The following is an 18,665-nucleotide window of genomic DNA, read 5'->3' on the forward strand; positions in this document are numbered from 1 at the left end:
CCACGGGAGCCGAGCGCTCTAAGCGCTGGTGCTGCTCGAGGGTGAGCGCGACCCGTAGAGACGGTCCACCTGCTGAGCGGGAGGACCAAGCTTGGTCGTCCGATCCTGGCGCGAAGGCGGCGCCTCCCACGGCATCTTCCCCACGATCAGTTTCGGGATGTTGATGAACACCTTCGTGCCGGCTCGCTTCACCACCGCGTCGAGCGGGATGAACGTGTCCTTCTCGAATATCAGGCCGCGAGGAACCACGAGATACCCGTCGGTCGAGTCAGACGGGGCGACGACTTTCTCGACCGTGCCTATCTCGCCGTGGTCGGACCCCAAGACCGTGTCCCCCTGTTGGACCGGGTCACCAGCGGACTGCACCGCTGCGAGGAAGTCGTCGACCGTCACCACCGCATTGGCGATGAGCGGGTAGCTCAGGTGTACCGCCGCCTCATAGGAAGGAAGGCTGTCGGCACCGATCGCGTCCTTGACAAACGTCACGTCGTAACCATGCTCCATCGCGTGTCGCCCGGTCGACTCGCAACAGAGGCTCGCCGTCATGCCGGCTATCACCAGGTGGGTCGTGTTGAGACGCTCGAGATGTTGCGGCAGGTCCGTCTCGAAGACGTCGATCCCCTTGTGAGGCAGAAGCACGACCTCATCCTCGGCGGGTTGCAGATCAGGATGGAAGTCGGCGCCCCACGATCCCGCTTGGAACATCTTGCGCTCGAACATCAGGCGATTGATCCCGCTCCGGCGCTGCAACTCCTGGTCGGCATAGTCCTCTTCGGTGTAGGCCATCGGACCGAAGACAACTGGAACGGCGCGCTCACGTGCTCCAGCGATGACGCGCTTGAGGTTCTCCACCACGTCGTTCTTCTTGACGGTTCCCTTGGTCATATCCCAGCCTGCCCCGCCCTCGGACAGGAAGTCGTTGACGGGGTCGATGACGAGCAACACCGTGCGGGCGGGGTCGTAGGTGGAGTTGGTCTCTCCACGTAGGCGGTACTTACCTACACTGCCGCTCTTATGCGGCCCCGGTGCGCTGTCAGTCACTAGCTCTCCTCCTCATCCTGACCTACCGCCTTCGTCACGAGCAGCGGCACAAGCTCGTTTTAGACCGAGATGCCGGTTAGCTGCAGCGCCAGCATCATGATCAGGACGACGACCGTCGCCTTCGTCGAGAGTCACTGGGATCCCCACCAAGATTTCAGCGCGGTCAGAACGCCACGCTGCTGACGGGCCTCGGCGTCGCCGGCGGCAACGCCACCGCTCCCGGCCCGTCGATTTCTGGCGCGAGCGAGTCCCAGCTCCTTCTCGAGCACGTACCCCGGTTTAGGTCCCAGGCTCCAGGCCGTCGGCGCCCCCGAATCGAACAGCAGCACTGCGGGGATCGACGAGATCCGATAAGCGCGAGCGAGCTCCGGCTCCTCATCGATGTTGACCTTGGTGAACCTGACACGACCCTCGTGCTCCTGCGACAGCGCGTTCAGGACCGGCGCCATCTGGTGACACGGGTGGCACCACTCAGCGTAGAAGTCCACGACGACAGGAACATCGCTGTTCAACACCTGCTGGCTGAAGGTCTCACTCGTTACGTTCGTGATCGTCATCTACTCGTTCCCGGTTGGACCGGACGCGTGTGGTGCGTCATGCAGCCTGTGAGTCTTCTATCTCGACGCCCTTCCAGAACGCGACCCGCTCGGTGATCTTGCGCGCGAGGCGAGACGGCTTCGGGTAGTACCACGCCGCGTTCTCGTTGCGCTTGCCATGAACGACAACGTCGAAGTAGCTCGCGGTCCCCTTCCACGGGCAGATCGAGCGATGGTCGGAACCTTCGAAGAACTCTTGCCGGAGCGACTCACGCGGGAAGTAAGCGTTGCCTTCGACATGCACGATGTCGTCGCTCTCAGCTATGACCTCACCGTTCCAGATCGCTCTCGCCATCAGCTGAGCCTCGCACGCCGGCGCGCGGTCACGAACCAGCCGATACCGAGGATCATCCCGAACATCACGTGCTCGATCGTGAAGGTCGTCCAGCCGACGATGGGTCTCTGATCGGGTATTGCCGCGGCCGGCGAAGCTCCTCTCGCCACGACGACTCCAACTCGACGCCCAACCCGTCGGCGATCCGGTTCACGTAGTTGAAGTACGACGCCACCTGATTGGCGTCGACGATGCCACGGTCGTCGAGGCCCGCCCTTCGAAGCTCTTCCACGTCGGCGCTACTCATGGCCCACGGCTCCAGCGTCAGTTTGACCGCATACACACAGAGAGCCTTCATGCGTTGGTCCAGCTCACCGAATCGTCCCCCGGCGACCGCCGGGGCCAGCGCTGGATCATCCGACTCCCGCTCCAGCGCCTCTGAGTGTTGAACCACTCACTAATGACAATCGTTCGCCGCCGATACCGCCACCGCCATCGCCTCGCGCTCTGCCCTCGACAGCGGGGAATCACCGAACATCACGGCCCGATACAGCGCGAGGTGCCCCTGCAGCGCCTTCGGATTCAGCGAGTGTGACGCAAGGATGTGCGGCAGCGAGTCCCCTTGCGGCCCGTATCCGATCCAAGCCATCTGACCTCCCGGATGCAATCGAAGTACTGGTAGTGGGGTCCTACTAGAGAACGACGTCCTACGCGTCCATTCGCGTGCATTTCGAGGAAAAAGGAAGAGTCATGACACGGACGCAGGACGTGATCGTGATCGGGCTCGGCGTGGGCGGCGAGGCTGTCGCCGGCACGGTATCTAAGACCGCGTCTTCAGCAAGAGGCTGGATCCACGGTCCCGGGGTTCGCGGCATCGAGAACGCTTTGAACGATCTTTCGCAACAGTGAGTAAGGAACCGAGCCGCGCCGGTATGACATGGCCGCGCGCCGCCTTCGCGGGCGCCGGCGCGGGGGTCGTGGCCCTGGGCTGTTGCGTAGGTCCCGCCGTCGGCGCGCTGCTCGGACTCTCGTCGGCGGCAGTGGCCGTGGATCTGGCGACGAACCTCTATTCGGACTGGGGGTGGGCGTTCAAGATCGCCGGCATCATGTTCGCGGTTGCCGCGGTGACCGTGGCTCGCAGAGGCTCGCGGCAATGCCAGGTGAAGCCCCGCCTGATGCGGTTCACGATCATCGTCGTCGGCACAGGGTTGGCGACCTACGGCGCCCTGTATGCCACCACCACCGCGCTAGGTCAGCGAGCAACCGGTTGAGAGGAAGGCGGGTGCCGCCTCAATTTCGGCTGCAACACACGAACGAGATATCCAAGCAAAGCCACGAGACAACCATGAAGAACCATCGGTAACCCCACGCTTGATCCGGGCCGCCCGCGGCTCCTGGTAGGGATAAGACCCTTATGGCTTCGTCACTGCGCAGGGCACTGCGACGGTCCGACTTCAGGCGGTTGTTCCTGGCCCAGACCATCAGCCGGTGGGGCGACACCTTCAACTACGTCGCGCTCGTGATCCTGGTGTTTCGCCTCACCGGCTCAGGTCTGAAAGTCGCCGCGATCGTCGCTTTCGAGATCGTGCCCGTGCTGCTGCTTGGCTTCGTAGCCGGGGCCGTCGTCGATCGGTTCCCGCGGCGAACCGTCATGGTCATCTCGGATGTGGGTCGTGCCGCCATAGCGTTTGCACTCGCGGCGAGCCACGAGCAACTGGCGTTTGTGTATGTCGCAGCTTTCGCACTCGCGAGCTTTTCGGTCTTCTTCAACCCCGCGGCATCGTCGGTGGTCCCGTCTCTGGTCGATGAAGACGAGGTCGTTGGTGCGAACTCAGCGCTCTGGTCCGCTGCCGTGATCTCGCAGATCGTGCTGGCTCCGGCAGCGGGCGGCCTCGTGGCTCTTGCGGGACCAGGGTGGGCATTCGCTATCAACGGCGCCACCTTTCTCATCTCCGCGCTATTTCTGATGAAGCTTTCGATCGAGCGAGTCCCAAGCGTGGCGGCACGAACGCTGTCAGAGATCCTCGAAGGCCTCAGGGTGTTGCGACGCAGCCGTTTCCTCAGGACGCTCGGAGCGGTTCAAGCGTTGGCCGCCCTGTCAACGGGGGCAACCAGCGCGCTGCTGGTGGTGCTGGCGCAACAGCACCTAGGCGTGGGAGCGGCGAGGTTCGGCTTCCTCCTCACGGCGATCGGTCTCGGAGCAGCCCTCGGGCCACTCGTGCTGCAGCGGGTGGCGACCGAGGTGCGGCGCCCGCTGTTGCTTTTCGGTCCGTACCTGTTACGTGGGGCGGTCGATCTAGTTCTGGCGGCCTTCTCCAGCTTCACGACCGCTGTCGGTGCCCTGTTCTTCTATGGCATCGGCACCAGTACCGGCAACGTCACCTACAACACGGCCCTGCAGAAGAACGTGCCTGACCGCCTGCGCGGCCGCGTCTTCGCCTTCTACGACGTCGTGTGGCAATCGACGAGGCTCGTCAGCCTCGGATTGGGCGGATTCGTGGCCGACCGGATCGGCATCACATCGGTCTACGTGCTGGGCGGAGCGCTGCTTATCGCAGCCGCCGTGTTCGGCTTCGCCGCCATGCCTCGAGAAGCCATGACCGAGACCGTCTCCTAGCCACATGTGGGAACCAGGCGCACGTTTCGTCACAGCGGCCCCACAGGGGCGTCATCAGGAGGTCCCGCTACGACGTTCTCATCGTGGAGGGAGCCGATCTCTCCATCCGACGGACCCCTGCACGACGCGCATCCCGTGCAGGAATCCTTTATCGCGGCTTCGGGTGGGACCCTTCCTCCTCACCTGGGTAGCCAGAGCTCGATAGCAACCTGGCTAGGTGGACGGCGTTGCGAACCGACATACTGGTAGCGCGCTGCGTCTTCTCCGGGATCTCTTTCAAGTCCTTGTAATCGGTCGCCTGCATCGCCTCGCCGACCCAATACGTGACGGCGCTTGCAGCGATCGTGAAACCGACCTCGTTCATCGCCTGGAACAGCTCGGCGCTTACATGGTGCGCTCCGTCCTCGTTACCACGACCGCAACGAGACCCAGCTTGCCGTAGGAGGGATAGCGGCCCTGATCATCGGCCTCACTGAGGAAGGCATCCATCCGCTCGAGCACGCGTTTCACGATGCTCGAGGGCTGCCCCAGCCAGATCGGGCTCCCAAGAACGAGGATGTCGCTATCGATGATCCGCGCCCGCACGGCGGGCCAGTCGTCGTCCGGACCCTCATCCGAGGTCACGCCCGCTTTGATGTTGAGGTCGGCCACGCGCAGCATCGAACCGGTGACGTCATGTCGCTCTAGCTCTTGAAGGACCTGAGAAAGAAGAAGCTCGGTCGATGACTCCGCGTATCCCGCCTTCAACGTGCAGTTCAGAGCCAGCGCCTTCAACGTGCGGACCTCGCCCGAAGCACCTGGGCCGATCTCACTCTGTCGTTCCGATGCCCAGCACGTCCTTGACCTTCTCGACGCCCTGATGCAGCGTCGGCTCCTTCATCACCGGCTCATCGCGATAGCCCGTATCCGACTCCGACGGCTGCTGGAACAGCACGTCCTCGGTATACGGAGCCTCGCGGTTGAGTAACCACGCTGCCGTCTGCTCCCCGAACTCCTGCCGAGCTTCGTCTTGGCAACGGTTCTGGGCGATCCTTGGGATCCACGTCCCCTCCTCCGGTTGACGTCCAGGTCCAGTATGTGGGGTCGAGCGTTCACGCCTCCGATGGTCCTCCTGGATGAACGTCACGTGTGTCCCCACGCCCCAGGTGCCAATAACGCGGATCTGGCCTGAAAGCTCAGAGGGAGATCCCGTGCCGCGTTGCTGCTGTGCCTCGATCAGATGAGCCGCACGGGTGGAAAGTCCAATCTCGGCTAATTGGCCTTCGCTGCATCGGGGATAGTGACCCCGATCTTGATTGGTCAGAAGAGCCGGCCTCACCCACGCCAACGGGAGACAGAATGGACTTGAGCAACAACGACCTCTGGTCGGCTGCGCTCGCCCTGGCGTCGGTCGTCGTCCTCGTGATCGCGGTCCTGTTCGGGCTGATCATCGCGACCCTTCAAAGCATCGACCGGCACGCAGCACGCACCTATACAGCCGGCAAGCAGATCGCGCAGAACACGGTCGCACTGTGGACGCTGGAGCAGACGAACCGAGACCTGGTCGCGATCCGAGATGCAGCTCGCGGGATCGAGCGTGCTGGGATCGGGGCCGGGGTCGTCGGGTCGGTGAGCGCCGCCGCAGAAAAGGTGCAGGACTGGCTGGACCGCTCCGAACACCACGACGACAAGAGCTCGTAGACATGATCACCTTGATCATGGCGACCGCAGCCTTACTCGGCGTGATCGTGGTGGCAGCTCTTGTGGCGATCTTGATCTTCGTGATGCAGATCCGCCGGTTCCTGAGGCAGACGTTATCGGCCCTCGAGCTCGCCGGTGAGGAGGCCGCAGGGTTCGCCGGCCGTATCCAGGGCATCCAACACGCGACCCTCGCTGCTGCGGGCGAGCTCACTCCGGTCGAGAGGTAGCGAGAACACGGTGGAGGCTCTCGCCTGGATCGGCCTGGTGGTGTCGTGGCTCCTGCTGGTTGTGCTCTTGAAGTTCGTTTTCCTCGTCCTGCGCGTACTGAAGCAGGCGCGTCGGCTCGCTCAGATGTCGCGGGACGCTGCAAGAGGCATAGTCGACAACCTGGCTCACGACGAGGCGCTTGCTGAGCTCGAGCTTCTTGCCGGCCAGATGCCGCAAGCGGTTCGAGGGCTGCCGCCGCGTGCCGCTGCCGCGGGTCCGAGAGTCAGCTCGTCGTCGCCCGGGATCGGGGGCCGATTCTCGTGACAACGCTTCTCACGATCCTGTCGGTGCTCGCGGCGTGGGCCCTGCTGGGGGTCCTTCTCGTCGGGTTGTTCCTCGTGCTGAAGTCACTGCAAAGCATCCGGCACTGGTTCGAGAAGACGACGGTCGGACTGCGATCGGTCGAGCATCAGACCCGAGATCTATCGACAAGAGGTGCCGTCTTGGTGGCGTCAATGCGGGAGACGATCGAGGCACTGAATGCCGCATCGGGACGACAGCCAGAACGTGAGCGGGGTTAGGAGAGCTCGTTGGAGAACATGATCTCGGTGCCGATGAAGGCGCGGGTGGATGTCCCCCTCGAGGGCGAGGTCAGCCGGTTACTGCCTGACCAAGTGGGAAACGTTGCCGGTGCGCACAACTCCGAGCTCCAGCAGCGTCTGCTGGAGAGCGGCGGCCGCAGGGACACACTCGGGCCATTGAAGAAGGTCTACGTGTTCTGGCTGCCCGGGATGAGTTGCGACGGATGCACGGTTTCCACGATCGGGGCCACTGAACCGTCGATCGAGGAGCTACTAACGGGAGCGCTGCCGGGCGTCCCTGTCGTGGTCCTGCATCACTACCAGTTCCAGATGGAATCCGGCGACCACTTCACGCTTCAGCTGGAGCAGGCGGACGCCGGGGCGCTCGACGCGCCATACATCCTCGTCTACGAAGGCTCGATCACAGACGAGCACCTGACCGTTGGCGCGGAGCCATGGGCGGCAAAGGGCTCGCTGCCGACGTGGGCACCTGCCGACCAGCGCCAGCGTCGCTCGACGCCGGAGTGGGTTCGCCGGTTGGCTCCTGGAGCAGCGGTAACGATCGCCATCGGCACATGTGCGACCTGGGGCGGGATCCCGGCAGCGCTGGGGAACCCCACAGGCGCCATGAGCATGATGGACTTCCTGGGCAAGGACTACAGGAGCTCCTTGGGACTCCCGGTTGTAAACGTTCCTGGTTGCCCGCCGATCGGGGACGACTTCACCGAGACCGTGACGATGCTGCTCAAGTACATGAACGGCCAAGGCCCGGTGCCCGAGTTCGACGAGCTCGGGCGTCCCGCGTGGCAGTTCGGCGAGACCGTCCACCTGCACTGTCCGCGCGGCGCTTGGTACGAGGAGGGCAACTTCGCCCGTGAGTTCGGCGGGAAGGAGTGCCTGGCCGAGATCGGGTGTTGGGGGCCCGTGGTCAACTGCCACATCACCGAACGCGGGTTCATCAACGGCAAGGGTGGTTGCATGGTCGCGGGCGGTGCGTGCATCGGCTGCATGTCGCCTGGGTTCCCCGACAAGTTCACGCCGTTCTACAAGCGGCCGCCGCAAACGACGCCGGCAACGACGCTCTCGCGCATCCACGGTGCCCTGACCAAGCCACTCCGTCGGACCACGCAGCTCGAGCGCAACCGGGAGCCTCGTTGGAGGAGCACCACCCCCAGCGGGTGGGCCCCCGAATACGACAACGTGACGATCGCCCACCGCACTTTCGAGTACTTCTACACCCGGATCCAATACTTCCGCTCTGAGCTTCCCGGTCGCCACGAGAAAGACGAAGAGAAGTATGCGAGCGGCTACGTGGTGCCGCCGGAGGCGGCCTACGGCAAGGAGTACGCGCAGCTTCTGCCGGACCGCAGAGCAGACGAGGCTCGCAAGCGCGGCACCTATCAACGTCCGGGGCTGTCGCCTCAAGCCGACGGATTCGACACCCCCCTTGAGGGAGATCAGGAGTAGCCACCGATGTGCTTTCAGAACCTGCCCGTTGAGTTCGACGCGCAAGGAAACGCGCGACTCAAAGAAGGCATCACCAACCCCTACGCGTACCAGACACGGAACGTCGATCGGTCGCAGATCGAGCAGCTCCTCGCCAGCAACGGCCACATCAAGGACGTCAACCTCGACCCCGTCACCAGGGTTGCCGGTGCCATGGCATTCCACACCGTCGTCGACCTGCAGCAGCGCAAGGTCCTGGAGGCACACTCCATCGGCACTCTATTTCGCGGCTATGAAGTGATCCTGAAGGGACGCGACCCCCGCGATGCGATGTTCATCTCCAGTCGCGTCTGCGGAGTGTGCGGAGGAGTTCACTCGGTCGCCTCGTCGCTGGCGATGGAGATGGCCTTCGGGATCGGGGTCCCGCCGATGGGGCTTGCCCTGCGCAACATCCAGCTCGGACTCGACTTCCAGATCGACAACCCCGTCCACCTCTATCTGCTGGCGGGGCCCGACTACTCGCAGATCGTCATCGAGCGTACGAACCCGTCTCTATGGGAACGCGCGAAGAAGACCGAGACCCGCCACGGCCACATCCACGGCTTCGCCACGATGGCGGAGCTGATGACGGCGTTCAACCCGCTGACGGGCAAGCTCTATCTCGAAGGCCTTCACATGACCCGACCACCGAAGGAGGCCTACGCGATCCTCTACGGGAAGTATCCACATCCGCAGACGGTGGTTCCCGGCGGCCTGTCGACCACGGTGTCGATGCAGGTGCTCAACGAGACCCAGATCCGCATCATCCGAACGCTCGATTACGCGAAAAGGGGCGTCTTCATCTGGGACGACATCACCCAATTCTTCTACGACGCCGATCCGCTCTACAAGCAGGTCGGAACCCGCCCGAAGAACATGATCGACACCGGCATGTGGGATGACCCGTTCGCCTACGACGGCACCTACGCGGGGGCCGCCGAGTGGGGTGATCAGCGATGGGCGACTCCCGGGGTGATCATGGACGGCGAGCTCGTGACGACGAATCTGCACCACATCAACATGGGGTTGGAGGAGTTCGTCGAGCACGCCTACTACGAGGGATGGGAGAACGAAGGGACGCCGTATCCGAGGGATCCCGCAGGGAACCCGCTCTCTCCGAACCATCCCTGGAACAAGGAGACGAAGCCGCGACCAGACAAGCGCAGTTGGAAGGATCGCTACACCTGGAGCACCTCGCCGCGATGGGATCGCCAGGTCATGGAGGCGGGCGCCTACGCCCGGCTGTGGGCGACCGCGGCCGCCGCAAAGATGCCGCACACGCGCTTCCTGCAGGCCACGGGCACCAGCGTCAAGATCGACACACCACAGACGCCAGCTCTACGGGCGATGGAGCTGGAATGGAAGATCCCGGAGACTTGGAACGCCTTCGAACGCAACCTCGCGCGGGCCTATCACGTCGTCTACTCGCTCATGGTCGCGTACGAGAACGTGCAGATCGCTTTCGATCTCATGGGCGACGGCGAGAACAAGGTTGCGACGATGACGGAGTTCAAGGTGCCGCGTGACGAGCGCGTCGGGGTGGGTTTCTGGGGCGCCGGCCGCGGTTTCCTCACCCATCACCTCACCATGGACAAGGGAGTCCTCACCAACTACCAGGTCGTGACCCCCTCTACCTTCAACGCCTCCCCCATCGACCCGTTCGGACAGGCTGGCCCTTATGAGGAAGCGGCTGTGAACACGCCGATCCTCGAAGAGTTCGACTCGGACAAGGAGTTCACCGGGATCGACATCTTCCGCGCGGTCCGGTCGTTCGACCCTTGCATGCCGTGCACCGTGCACATCGCGAACGGCGACAACATGATCATCCGCGACGCCACCACCTGCGCGTGCGGGGCTACATGAGCCAGCGGGTTTGTGTCAGCAATCGCCGCGACGAGACGTCATGACCTCGCGCGTCCTCATCGGCGGGGTGGGCTATCGGTGGTTCGGCGACGGCTCGTTCGGGTTGGTGGTGAGCGATGCGCTGGCGCTGCTGGAGTGGCCAGCGGGTGTTGACGTCGAGGATCTCGGCTACGGCGCACTGCACGTGGCGTTGCATCTCGCTGAGGTGGATCCACCCTACGAGCGAGTCATCCTGATCGGCGTCACGGAGCGGGGTCGCGAGCCTGGGCGGCTATACCGCTTCCCGTGCGAAAGGACCGAGCCGGACAACGAAGAGATCCAAGCACGGATGTACGAGGCAGGAGCGGGTGTCATCGATCTCGACCACCTCGTGGTAATCGGCCGCCACTTCGATGCGCTCCCGGACGATGTCATCGCGATCGAGCTTGAGCCGCATCCCGGCACGGTTGGCGATGGACTCACCCCGGACGTGCAAGCATTGGTTCCGCAGGTCGTCGACCTGGTGCGCCAGGAGGTATCCGCCGCCATGGGCGCGCCACCGGCGTCGGTGAGGAGGTAGCCGTGGACTCTCCGCTGCTGTACAAACCGCATCCGGCGCTCTTTCCGCTCGCGCTCCTCGGTGGATTCACCGGAACCGTGCTCCTGACGGCGTCGTTGCACTTCGCCGCAGCAGTAGGAGTGACCGTCCTGGACCTGCCGCGGCTGCTCGGCGCGGTCGGCTCGAACGATCCCGACACGATCTTTGGAGTTGGGTATGCCATGTTCGTAGTCATCGGCGTATTCATCCTGCCGCTCGCGCTGGCTCTACTGTGGCCGATCACTCCTGGCGACCGCTTCACCTTCCGCGGCGCCGCCACCAAGGGCGCTCTGTGGGGCCTCGTTCTGTTTGTCTTGGGCGGGATCCTGCTGCCGGTCCTGGACGTCTTGAACGGGAGCTCTGCCCCCCGCGTTCTCGAGCCTGGCCCGTTCGGAGGCGCCCTCGGGATGTCTGGGCCGCTACAGCTCTTCGTGGGGACTCAGATCTATTCGCTCACAACCGCGGTAGTTGCTGGGATGGCGCGAGGGCTCCAGCCACTCGACGCCGTTGGCTGGGGCTGGTGGTCGCACGGCAGCGGCGAGTCACCATGACCGCGGCGCCGGCAGAGCTGCCTCCCGAGGTCGCTGCAGCGTTGGGTCAACTCGACGAGCTCATCCAGATGTTCGTGGACCATCCCGACGAAAATGTGCAGGATGGCGTGATCGCGGTACTGCGCGCGGTGGACATCCTTCATCGCGGCGGCCTGCAGCGGGTCGCGGCTTTCCTCGAGCAACGTTCGCTCCTGGAGGAGGCCCAAGACGATGCGCACATGGCGCTGCTGTTTGACCTGTACGGGTCGCGCGAAATCGAGGACGAGAGGGACCGTGCGGAGGCGGCGGTCGCGGGGATCCGTCCCTACGTGGAGAGTCACGGCGGCCGTCTCGAGGTCGTTACGGCCGAGGGAGGTGTGATCACCATCCGCCTTCTGGGTGCGTGTGAGAGTTGCTCCGGATCGACCGCGGGACTGCGCGACCTGGTGGAGGAAGCCCTGCGCGCGGAGTTGCCAGAGTTCGTCCGCATGGACGTGTCGTCATCGGCCGAGCACACGAGCGCCCGAAACTCCAAAAGGCAACCGGTGGTCATACCGGCCCCCACCCTGAGCTTCCGCAGCGCAACAGAAGTATCTCCCGGTCGCTGTGGAGCAGGGGGCGGCAGCTGTGGTTGTTCGAACGGAGCCTGATCCGCTGTCACGCGTCCTCGTCGCGTGTGTCGGGAATCAGCTGCGCGGTGACGACGGATTCGGTGTCGCGGTTGCGGCGCAGCTGCAAGGCTCTCTTCCCGACCAAGTCGACCTGATCGAGACGGGCATTGGGGGCCTAGCAATCGTCCAGCAGCTGATGGAGGGCTACAGCGGGTTGATCGTCGTCGACGCGATTGAGCGAAGCGCGCCGCCCGGGACGGTCTTCGTCCTGATCCCGCAGGTTCCTAAGATCAGGCAACCGACGATGGAGGAATGGCAGGGCCAGTATGCCGACCTTCATCTCGCGGAGCCATCACGGATCCTTCGCATCGCGCAAGCGGCCAGTGTGCTGCCTGATCACGTCCTGGTCGTGGGATGTCAGCCAGCTACCTGTGAGGACTTCCACGAAGGCCTGAGCGCTGATGTCGCGGCAGCCGTTCCTATAGCGACGGGGCGCGTCCATGAACTCGTCGACGAGATCCTCTCGGAGCTCGGCCGCCGGGACGAAATCGGCTAGATGTCGTTCATGCGGTCAAAGATCAGCCCCGTCGCCTCGGCCTGAACGAGCTTGTCGATCACATCGACCGCAAGCTCACCGGCGGACCACTTGGTCGGTTCGTACAGTCCCAGCGCCGTGTTCAGCAGGACGTCGCCGGTGTAGACGACGCCGAACACTGTGGCGACCGACTTCTGCCCATGAAGCCCGGCGCGATCTGCGATGGCGAATGCACTTCCCCACATCGCTCCGAGCGCGAAGTGCGTGATCCAATTCAGCTGCCGCCGCTGGCGTTCATCCTTCGCCTCGATCGGCAGGACTCGCTCCGCGAGATTCGCAGGGGCGAAGCTCTCGCCGCGGCCGGTGATCGGCATCTCGATCAGCTTCTGGAACGCGGTCATCACGCCGGTCGCCGCGATACCGGCCACGACGCCTCGACCAACGGACGCGCCGAATGAAGTAGTACCCGTGGGCGTCATCGCCGCGACGTCGTCTGGCGCAGCAGCGTGGCGTAAAGGGTGAGACCGGGTCCAAACGCCATAGCTACCACGAAGTCTCCTTCATCGAGATCGTCCTGATCGAAGATCCGTTGCAGGATCAAGAGCACCGTCGCAGATGAACAATTGCCACATTCGCTGAGCACCTGACGAGACAACGACAACTGGTCGTCCGTCAGCGCGAGCTGCTCGCCTACCACATCGACTATCTTCGGCCCCCCCGGGTGGACGGCCCAAGCTCGGACGTCCTGCGTCCGCAGCTGATGCCGCGCCAACAGCTCTGACACCACGTCGTGCACGTGCCGTCCCAGAACGTCGGGGACCTGTGGCGAAAGCCCCATGCGGAAGCCATGGTCCGTGACATCCCATGTCATCTTGTCTGCTTCATTGGCGTCTGTACGTGCGATCACGTCGACCACCTCGAGACCTGTCGCGCCTGGCTCGACGGTGATCGCGGCCGCGGCGTCGGCGAATAACGCGTGGGCGACGACCTGACCGATCTCATCGGTGGCCGGCTGCACGTGCAGGCTGGCTAGCTCGAGGCACAGCAGAACTCCAACCTTGCCTCGCGCCACCGCAGCGTCCTGGACGACCCCCAGGGCCGGGATCGCTGCGTAGCAACCCATGTGGCCTACATGCACCCGTTCGGTTGAAGACGGCATCCCGAGGTCGCGCGCGAGGAGGATGTCGATCCCGGGGGTCGCGTATCCGGTGCAGGAGACAGCGGTAAGGAGATCCACATCCCCAGGCGCGACCCCCGCTTGCGCCAGAGAATCCTCGATGGCCGAGGCACCCAGCGGCATCGCCTCTCGCGTGAAGCGCTGCATCCTCTCTCCGGTCGACCACAGGCTGATGTCTTCGTGGGTGGGGTCGATCACGCCGTGGCGGGTCGCAACTCCCGTCGCGTTCCACACCTTCTCCGCGACCGGCACGTCGGCGTAATGGTTCGCAAAGAACTTCTCCCACGCCTCCTGCTGATCGATCAGGTGATCCGGAAAGGCGCTGCCGAATCCGGTTATGGCAGCCGCTACCATGGGTTACCTCCTTGTGTGATGGGGTCGAGCCCCAGCGACACCGTGCCCAGGTAGTTGGCGCAGACATCGGAGGACGGCGGCATTATCGCTCCCGACCTGGCGTCGCGGAATATGCGCTCGAGCGCGGAGCCACGACGCAGTGCACCCAACCCACATGCTTCTGAAACCGTCGCTGCGACCGTCATGGCGACGTCACCCGCCGCGAGTTTGGCTCTGTAGATCCACCTGTTCGTGTCCGGTTCGCCCGGTGCTGCATCGATCCTGCGCGATGCCTCCTCGAGAACCAATCGGGCCGCCTCGACATCTGTGTCTGCCCGCCCCAAACGAGCTCGAACCAACGGCAAATCTGAGAGACCGCCGCGTCGGCCGACGACCACTCGCTCGTTTACGTAGGCGACCGCTTCGTCTACCGCCGCGCGCGCCAGCCCTACATAGACGGCGGCGTAGGACGCCACCAGCCATTGCGGCATGAGGTGAGCGAGCGGCAAGACGAGGCCCTCCATGCCACCCAGCAGAGCATCAGAAGGAACACGGACATCGAGATCGAGCTCGTTGCTCGCGGTCGCGCGCATCCCGAGCGGGTCCCACGTCTCATGCACTTCGATCCCCGGGCCCCGCGGGACCAGGAAGTAGGACACGGCCGCATCGCCGCCATCTGTAGCCGAACTGCGTGCGGCGACCAGGTAACCGTCGAGATGACCGGCCCCTGAACAAACCGACTTGTGACCCCTGATCCAGTAACCGTTACCGTCGCGTCCGTACTCGGTCCGCAAGGCGGTGAGCCTTGATCCCGCCTCCTTCTCGGTGATCGCGACGCCGTACGCGGCGCCGTCCACAGCTCGCCGCAGGATGTCATCTCGGACCACGAAGAACGACTGGTCAACGCCGAGGTTCTCGAGGAGCTGGCGCGGCAGAGTCGCCAACGCGCCGGTAACGCACGCATGCATGTTGAAGATCAGCGCTGTTGAACCACTTCCGGAGGCGAGAGCCATAGCAACCTGCACGTAGTCCTCGAAGGTTGCGCCTATCCCCCCGAGCTCCTGGGGCACGAGCAACGAGAGCAGCCCTTCGGTCCTGATGTCTTCGAGATCCTGGCTCGGAAACTCTGCCACTGCGTCGTACTGCTCCGCACGCTTACGTAAGAGCGGCGCGATCCTCTGCGCCTTGGCTACAGCGTCCATGACGGATCCTTCCGACCTACCCCCTGGTACAGCCCGGCCACCGACTTCGTGCGGACGAAACGCACGGGCCGCTGACGAGCGACGAGGAATCGCAGGTAATCAATCGTCGCCGGACGAAGTCCCCAGGTGGTGAGGCTGATCCCGTGACGGGCAAAGCGGGCGCGCAAGCGGGAAGGGTCAACGAATAGATCGGGGTCGTGTATGCCGGGAGGGGGTCCGCCGGGGGCGCGTTCGCCCACGGAGACCATGGAGAACCGCGACCAGCGCGTGTCGTTAAGCGTGTCGAAGATGACGATGCCGCCCGGGCGCAGAACGCGCGCGATCTCGTCGATCATCTTCTCGACATCCGCGATGTGCTCGAAGATCTCGCCCGCCACGACAACGTCCGCGCAGGCAGAACGGAACGGCAGATGGTGGACGTCACCCCGGACCCCGGTCAGCCCGTGCTGCACCGCGACCCTGAGAGCGGAAGCGACCGCATCCAGACCGATGTGCCGGTACCCGGTGACGAGTGGAGCGAGAAGCCCGCCGCCACAGGCCAGGTCGAGGAGAACAGCACCTTGCCGTTTGGCGTCGGGGATCAGCTCCGCGCGGGATCGGGCCAGCCAGTGCAACGCCGCGAAGGCGCCGTCAGGTCGCCACCACTGGTCCTGCAGGTCGTCGTATTGCCTCAGGTCGTTGCGCGGCCGTGACACCGATGTCCTAGGTCGAACCCGCTCACGTTGGCCGGTGCGGGTGGTGGGTCTGGGCGCTCCTGTCACCTCTGCCGACAAGCCATCAAGTGATCAACCCAGTACCGCCCTGGCTGTGGAAGAGCCCGTAGAGCGCACCGGTCGTGAGACCGAAGATCATGTGGCCCATGAACGAGGTGGCGACATCGAGTGCGCCGTAGTTCTTATAGGCGAATCCCTGGCGGCCGATCTCGCCCGTTTCGGGGTCGGTCGACGGGAGCATCGCGACGACGGGCCCGGCGATCATGTAGTGGATCAAGCCGCCGGCCAGGCCCCAGATCAAGAGGTTGTCGTCGGCCCCGATCAGGTTGAAGAACATGGCATAGAGCACCGCCGCAAACACCGCCACGCCTTGGTGGAAGAGGAATCCGGCGAAGTAACCCGCGCCTCCCGGGATCTTCAGCAGGTTCTGGCCCCAGGTCCGGAAGATGTTCTGCTTCACGCGCAGCCCCATCGCCTTCTGCATGTACACGGGCCCCTCCATGATCCCGCCCGCAATCAGCCCCGCAAGCACTGCAGGTCCAAGCTCAAGCTCCACCGGCATCTCCCTTCGTTGACCGCTGCGGCAATCCCTCTCGCGGCCCCCGTCCGAACACGGACAAAGGGCACTTCCTAGGTGCTTGGACTCTTACCGATGCGCTCAGGCCAATCTGGGGATATTGGGTCTTTTCGGGGCAGGAGGGCGAGGTCGTAGCGTGAGTCGCATCATGAATGCGCCGGCACTGCAGACCGACGCGGCGGAGCTAGCGTCGATGCTGGGAGATTGGGCGTCGAGCGCGCACCCCCTGTACCAAGATCTGGGAATCAAGCTCGAGTCGCTGATCCAAGAGGGCCACCTCGCGCCGGAGACGCTACTTCCGCCCGAACGGGTTCTCGCGGCCGCGCTCGTAGTCAGCCGCACGACCGTTACTGCCGCGTACGACGCGCTCAGGGCACGCGGACTGGTTGAGACGCTTCAAGGCAGCGGCACCTGGGTTAGGAGCCGATCCGGCGATACCCCAGTGGATCCAGCGGCGACCTTCTTTCCGTGGCCGAACCTGCTCTTTCCCGCTCCAGCCAAGGATCGACCTACCGACCCCGAGGTGCTCGGTCTGCGATCGACCGACGTGCCGGCATCATCGATCTTCCTCGAAGCCATCGAAACGATGACGCCGGCAGACTGGCGCACCGCGCTCGGCAACGAGGGATACCTGCCGGCAGGGGTTCCGGAGCTGCGTGCGGCAATCGCCCGTCATCTAACGGCGCAGGGTCTACCCACGTCCGCAGACGAGCTGATGATCACAACGGGAGCTCAGCAGGCCCTCCACCTCGTCATCTCCTTGTACGTAAGGCCTGGTCGCCGCGTGGTCTTAGAAGATCCGACGTATGCGGGGGCATTACCGCTACTCCGGAGTGCGAGGGCGCGACTCGTCCCCGTACCCATCGACGAGCACGGAATGTGCATCGATCGCGTACGGGAAGCGATGACAACGGGTGCTCCCGCCTTGATCTATGTCGTCCCCACTTATCACAATCCGACCGGAGTGCTGCTTTCAGAGCAGAGGCGTCGAGAGCTCGTGGGTCTGGCAAGTCGCAAACGAGTACCGATCGTCGAGAGTCTCGCGCTGATGGATACCGGCCTCACGCAATTCGACCCGCCTCCGCCACTTGGCGCCATCGATCGACAACTCGTGATCTCGATCGGATCCCTCAGCACGCTCTTTTGGGCAGGTCTGCGGATCGGCTGGATCAGAGCAGAGAAATCAGTGCTGGGACGTTTGAAGCGCTTGAAGGCGAACCTTGATCTGGGAACGCCCCTGATCGGCCAATTCGTCGCCGCCCGCGCACTCGAGCGCGCAGCCGACGCGCGCCTTGATCGGGCACAGCAACTACGAGCGAACTACCAGCACCTGGTATCACTGCTTGAATCTCAGATCCCTGAGTGGTCTGTGACGGAGCCCGCGGGCGGCGCCTCGCTATGGACTCGGGTCCCGTTCGGATCGGCAACGGAGTTCGCCCAACTGGCTAGCCGCCAGGGGGTCGCATTGCTACCCGGCCCGATGTTCTCCCCCACCAGGGGCCATGACGACCACCTTCGCATCCCGTTCGTGCTCGACGATGCGTCGATGACCGAAGCCGTCGCTCGACTTAGAGCAGCGTGGTCCGATTATTCGCAGAGGGAGCCACACTCGGCTCCGGCGGCGCAGGTTGCCGCACCCGCATAGCGCGACCGTCCGTCGACCCCCCCGGCCAAGCTGACGCTCGGCCGACAAGAGCAGTGGTCATGACCGCGTCCCGTTGAACAAGACGATCTCCTTCTGTGGTGTGAGCTGAGCTTCCAACCCAACGAGCAAGTGCCGGGCCGGAGGGGACGGTCCGGCCCAGCACCTGTTCGTCGGGTATGTCTGTGAAGCGCCTCCCCCTCCCCCGTTAGTTCCCGGGGTTGTTGTTGCCCTCGTTGCCTTCGTTCCCGCTGTTGTTGTTGTTATTGCCTTCGTTGCCTTGGTTGTTGTTGCCGTCGTTGCCGGGGTTGTTGCCTCCGTTGCCTCCGTTGCCTTCGTTGCCTTCGTTGCCTTCGTTGTTGTTGTCCCCGTTGCCGGGCTTGTTGTTGCCTTCGTTGCCTCCGTTGCCTTCGTTGTTGTTGCC

At 64.0% G+C, this 18,665-nt stretch carries 26 protein-coding genes and 1 pseudogene; 14 read left to right on the top strand and 13 right to left on the bottom strand.

Annotated features, from left to right (window positions below; translation table 11 throughout):
• Nucleotides 1–18 precede the first annotated feature (18 nt).
• The 5 genes from M3N53_08905 to M3N53_08925 form a co-directional block, all read right to left on the bottom strand.
• Nucleotides 19–1,041 carry a cysteine hydrolase gene (locus M3N53_08905; GenBank protein MDP9068441.1) on the bottom strand — a complete coding sequence of 341 codons (1,023 nt, stop codon included), beginning with the start codon at nucleotides 1,039–1,041 and terminating at the stop codon, nucleotides 19–21.
• 131 nt (nucleotides 1,042–1,172) lie between these two features.
• The gene (gene trxA, locus M3N53_08910; protein MDP9068442.1) at nucleotides 1,173–1,598 is read right to left on the bottom strand and encodes a thioredoxin; all 426 of its coding nucleotides are present in this window, start codon (nucleotides 1,596–1,598) and stop codon (nucleotides 1,173–1,175) included.
• Nucleotides 1,599–1,635: 37 nt separating this feature from the next.
• On the bottom strand, nucleotides 1,636–1,932 hold the full coding sequence (locus M3N53_08915; protein MDP9068443.1) for a DUF427 domain-containing protein: 297 nt from the start codon (nucleotides 1,930–1,932) through the stop codon (nucleotides 1,636–1,638).
• A gap of 64 nt (nucleotides 1,933–1,996) precedes the next feature.
• Complete coding sequence (locus M3N53_08920) at nucleotides 1,997–2,365, bottom strand: peroxidase (protein ID MDP9068444.1); 369 nt, start codon at nucleotides 2,363–2,365, stop codon at nucleotides 1,997–1,999.
• Nucleotides 2,366–2,368: 3 nt separating this feature from the next.
• A complete protein-coding gene (locus tag M3N53_08925; protein ID MDP9068445.1) occupies nucleotides 2,369–2,560 on the bottom strand; it encodes a carboxymuconolactone decarboxylase family protein in 192 nt (63 codons plus the stop codon).
• Nucleotides 2,561–2,661: 101 nt separating this feature from the next.
• Here M3N53_08925 and M3N53_08930 point away from each other — a divergent pair, with 101 nt between their 5' ends.
• From M3N53_08930 to M3N53_08940, 3 genes are all read left to right on the top strand, one after another.
• On the top strand, nucleotides 2,662–2,820 hold the full coding sequence (locus tag M3N53_08930) for a hypothetical protein (GenBank protein MDP9068446.1): 159 nt from the start codon (nucleotides 2,662–2,664) through the stop codon (nucleotides 2,818–2,820).
• A complete protein-coding gene (locus M3N53_08935; protein ID MDP9068447.1) occupies nucleotides 2,817–3,182 on the top strand; it encodes a hypothetical protein in 366 nt (121 codons plus the stop codon). Before M3N53_08930 ends, M3N53_08935 begins: the two co-directional genes overlap by 4 nt.
• Before the next feature lie 143 nt (nucleotides 3,183–3,325).
• On the top strand, nucleotides 3,326–4,528 hold the full coding sequence (locus M3N53_08940; GenBank protein MDP9068448.1) for an MFS transporter: 1,203 nt from the start codon (nucleotides 3,326–3,328) through the stop codon (nucleotides 4,526–4,528).
• Between the two features lie 148 nt (nucleotides 4,529–4,676).
• Here M3N53_08940 and M3N53_08945 read toward each other — a convergent pair.
• A pseudogene (locus tag M3N53_08945) lies at nucleotides 4,677–5,302 on the bottom strand (flavodoxin family protein).
• Nucleotides 5,303–5,336: 34 nt separating this feature from the next.
• Nucleotides 5,337–5,654 carry a hypothetical protein gene (locus M3N53_08950; GenBank protein ID MDP9068449.1) on the bottom strand — a complete coding sequence of 106 codons (318 nt, stop codon included), beginning with the start codon at nucleotides 5,652–5,654 and terminating at the stop codon, nucleotides 5,337–5,339.
• Between the two features lie 212 nt (nucleotides 5,655–5,866).
• Here M3N53_08950 and M3N53_08955 point away from each other — a divergent pair, with 212 nt between their 5' ends.
• From M3N53_08955 to M3N53_09000, 10 genes are read left to right on the top strand one after another with little or no spacing between them, the layout of a single operon-like run.
• Nucleotides 5,867–6,208, top strand: a complete 342-nt coding sequence (locus M3N53_08955; protein ID MDP9068450.1) for a hypothetical protein — start codon at nucleotides 5,867–5,869, stop codon at nucleotides 6,206–6,208.
• A 2-nt stretch (nucleotides 6,209–6,210) separates the two neighbouring features.
• On the top strand, nucleotides 6,211–6,435 hold the full coding sequence (locus M3N53_08960; protein ID MDP9068451.1) for a hypothetical protein: 225 nt from the start codon (nucleotides 6,211–6,213) through the stop codon (nucleotides 6,433–6,435).
• 10 nt (nucleotides 6,436–6,445) lie between these two features.
• A complete protein-coding gene (locus tag M3N53_08965) occupies nucleotides 6,446–6,739 on the top strand; it encodes a hypothetical protein (protein MDP9068452.1) in 294 nt (97 codons plus the stop codon).
• A complete protein-coding gene (locus M3N53_08970) occupies nucleotides 6,736–6,996 on the top strand; it encodes a hypothetical protein (GenBank protein ID MDP9068453.1) in 261 nt (86 codons plus the stop codon). Before M3N53_08965 ends, M3N53_08970 begins: the two co-directional genes overlap by 4 nt.
• Nucleotides 6,997–7,014: 18 nt before the next feature.
• Nucleotides 7,015–8,463 carry a hydrogenase expression protein HypE gene (locus M3N53_08975; GenBank protein ID MDP9068454.1) on the top strand — a complete coding sequence of 483 codons (1,449 nt, stop codon included), beginning with the start codon at nucleotides 7,015–7,017 and terminating at the stop codon, nucleotides 8,461–8,463.
• Between the two features lie 6 nt (nucleotides 8,464–8,469).
• Entirely contained in the window at nucleotides 8,470–10,344 is a 1,875-nt protein-coding gene (locus M3N53_08980) for a nickel-dependent hydrogenase large subunit (protein ID MDP9068455.1), read from the top strand.
• Nucleotides 10,345–10,384: 40 nt separating this feature from the next.
• Nucleotides 10,385–10,903 (top strand): hydrogenase maturation protease, encoded by a 519-nt coding sequence (locus M3N53_08985; GenBank protein ID MDP9068456.1) that lies wholly within the window; start codon nucleotides 10,385–10,387, stop codon nucleotides 10,901–10,903.
• Between the two features lie 2 nt (nucleotides 10,904–10,905).
• Entirely contained in the window at nucleotides 10,906–11,472 is a 567-nt protein-coding gene (locus M3N53_08990; protein MDP9068457.1) for a hypothetical protein, read from the top strand.
• Entirely contained in the window at nucleotides 11,469–12,101 is a 633-nt protein-coding gene (locus M3N53_08995; protein MDP9068458.1) for a NifU family protein, read from the top strand. Before M3N53_08990 ends, M3N53_08995 begins: the two co-directional genes overlap by 4 nt.
• Complete coding sequence (locus M3N53_09000; protein MDP9068459.1) at nucleotides 12,079–12,618, top strand: hydrogenase maturation protease; 540 nt, start codon at nucleotides 12,079–12,081, stop codon at nucleotides 12,616–12,618. The genes M3N53_08995 and M3N53_09000 overlap by 23 nt, the downstream gene beginning before the upstream one ends.
• On the opposite strand, the gene M3N53_09005 is transcribed toward M3N53_09000, so the two are convergent.
• The 5 genes from M3N53_09005 to M3N53_09025 form a co-directional block, all read right to left on the bottom strand.
• Nucleotides 12,615–13,025 (bottom strand): hypothetical protein, encoded by a 411-nt coding sequence (locus tag M3N53_09005; GenBank protein ID MDP9068460.1) that lies wholly within the window; start codon nucleotides 13,023–13,025, stop codon nucleotides 12,615–12,617. The genes M3N53_09000 and M3N53_09005 overlap by 4 nt on opposite strands.
• A 47-nt stretch (nucleotides 13,026–13,072) precedes the next feature.
• The gene (locus M3N53_09010) at nucleotides 13,073–14,128 is read right to left on the bottom strand and encodes a type III polyketide synthase (GenBank protein MDP9068461.1); all 1,056 of its coding nucleotides are present in this window, start codon (nucleotides 14,126–14,128) and stop codon (nucleotides 13,073–13,075) included.
• A complete protein-coding gene (locus tag M3N53_09015; protein MDP9068462.1) occupies nucleotides 14,122–15,309 on the bottom strand; it encodes an acyl-CoA/acyl-ACP dehydrogenase in 1,188 nt (395 codons plus the stop codon). The genes M3N53_09010 and M3N53_09015 overlap by 7 nt, the downstream gene beginning before the upstream one ends.
• A complete protein-coding gene (locus M3N53_09020; GenBank protein MDP9068463.1) occupies nucleotides 15,297–16,004 on the bottom strand; it encodes a methyltransferase domain-containing protein in 708 nt (235 codons plus the stop codon). The genes M3N53_09015 and M3N53_09020 overlap by 13 nt, the downstream gene beginning before the upstream one ends.
• A gap of 82 nt (nucleotides 16,005–16,086) precedes the next feature.
• A complete protein-coding gene (locus M3N53_09025; protein MDP9068464.1) occupies nucleotides 16,087–16,578 on the bottom strand; it encodes a hypothetical protein in 492 nt (163 codons plus the stop codon).
• 169 nt (nucleotides 16,579–16,747) lie between these two features.
• Between M3N53_09025 and M3N53_09030 the strand changes: the two genes are divergently transcribed.
• On the top strand, nucleotides 16,748–18,244 hold the full coding sequence (locus M3N53_09030) for a PLP-dependent aminotransferase family protein (GenBank protein MDP9068465.1): 1,497 nt from the start codon (nucleotides 16,748–16,750) through the stop codon (nucleotides 18,242–18,244).
• A 205-nt stretch (nucleotides 18,245–18,449) separates the two neighbouring features.
• On the opposite strand, the gene M3N53_09035 is transcribed toward M3N53_09030, so the two are convergent.
• Nucleotides 18,450–18,665 (bottom strand): hypothetical protein (locus M3N53_09035; GenBank protein ID MDP9068466.1); only part of this gene is annotated, 216 nt, incomplete at its 5' end.

This window comes from Actinomycetota bacterium (genome assembly GCA_030776625.1).
GTDB lineage: Bacteria > Actinomycetota > CADDZG01 > CADDZG01 > WHSQ01 > MB1-2.

Excerpts from the sequence above, each read along its gene's own strand:
- M3N53_08940 (MDP9068448.1), top strand. The coding sequence starts at position 3,326 with ATGGCTTCGTCACTGCGCAGGGCACTGCGACGGTCCGACTTCAGGCGG.
- M3N53_08960 (MDP9068451.1), top strand. The coding sequence starts at position 6,211 with ATGATCACCTTGATCATGGCGACCGCAGCCTTACTCGGCGTGATCGTG.
- M3N53_08980 (MDP9068455.1), top strand. The coding sequence starts at position 8,470 with ATGTGCTTTCAGAACCTGCCCGTTGAGTTCGACGCGCAAGGAAACGCG.
- M3N53_08975 (MDP9068454.1), top strand. The coding sequence starts at position 7,015 with ATGATCTCGGTGCCGATGAAGGCGCGGGTGGATGTCCCCCTCGAGGGC.
- M3N53_08930 (MDP9068446.1), top strand. The coding sequence starts at position 2,662 with ATGACACGGACGCAGGACGTGATCGTGATCGGGCTCGGCGTGGGCGGC.
- M3N53_09015 (MDP9068462.1), bottom strand. The coding sequence starts at position 15,309 with ATGGACGCTGTAGCCAAGGCGCAGAGGATCGCGCCGCTCTTACGTAAG.
- M3N53_09010 (MDP9068461.1), bottom strand. The coding sequence starts at position 14,128 with ATGGTAGCGGCTGCCATAACCGGATTCGGCAGCGCCTTTCCGGATCAC.
- M3N53_08925 (MDP9068445.1), bottom strand. The coding sequence starts at position 2,560 with ATGGCTTGGATCGGATACGGGCCGCAAGGGGACTCGCTGCCGCACATC.
- M3N53_08995 (MDP9068458.1), top strand. The coding sequence starts at position 11,469 with ATGACCGCGGCGCCGGCAGAGCTGCCTCCCGAGGTCGCTGCAGCGTTG.
- M3N53_08985 (MDP9068456.1), top strand. The coding sequence starts at position 10,385 with ATGACCTCGCGCGTCCTCATCGGCGGGGTGGGCTATCGGTGGTTCGGC.
- trxA (MDP9068442.1), bottom strand. The coding sequence starts at position 1,598 with ATGACGATCACGAACGTAACGAGTGAGACCTTCAGCCAGCAGGTGTTG.
- M3N53_08955 (MDP9068450.1), top strand. The coding sequence starts at position 5,867 with ATGGACTTGAGCAACAACGACCTCTGGTCGGCTGCGCTCGCCCTGGCG.
- M3N53_09030 (MDP9068465.1), top strand. The coding sequence starts at position 16,748 with ATGAATGCGCCGGCACTGCAGACCGACGCGGCGGAGCTAGCGTCGATG.
- M3N53_08915 (MDP9068443.1), bottom strand. The coding sequence starts at position 1,932 with ATGGCGAGAGCGATCTGGAACGGTGAGGTCATAGCTGAGAGCGACGAC.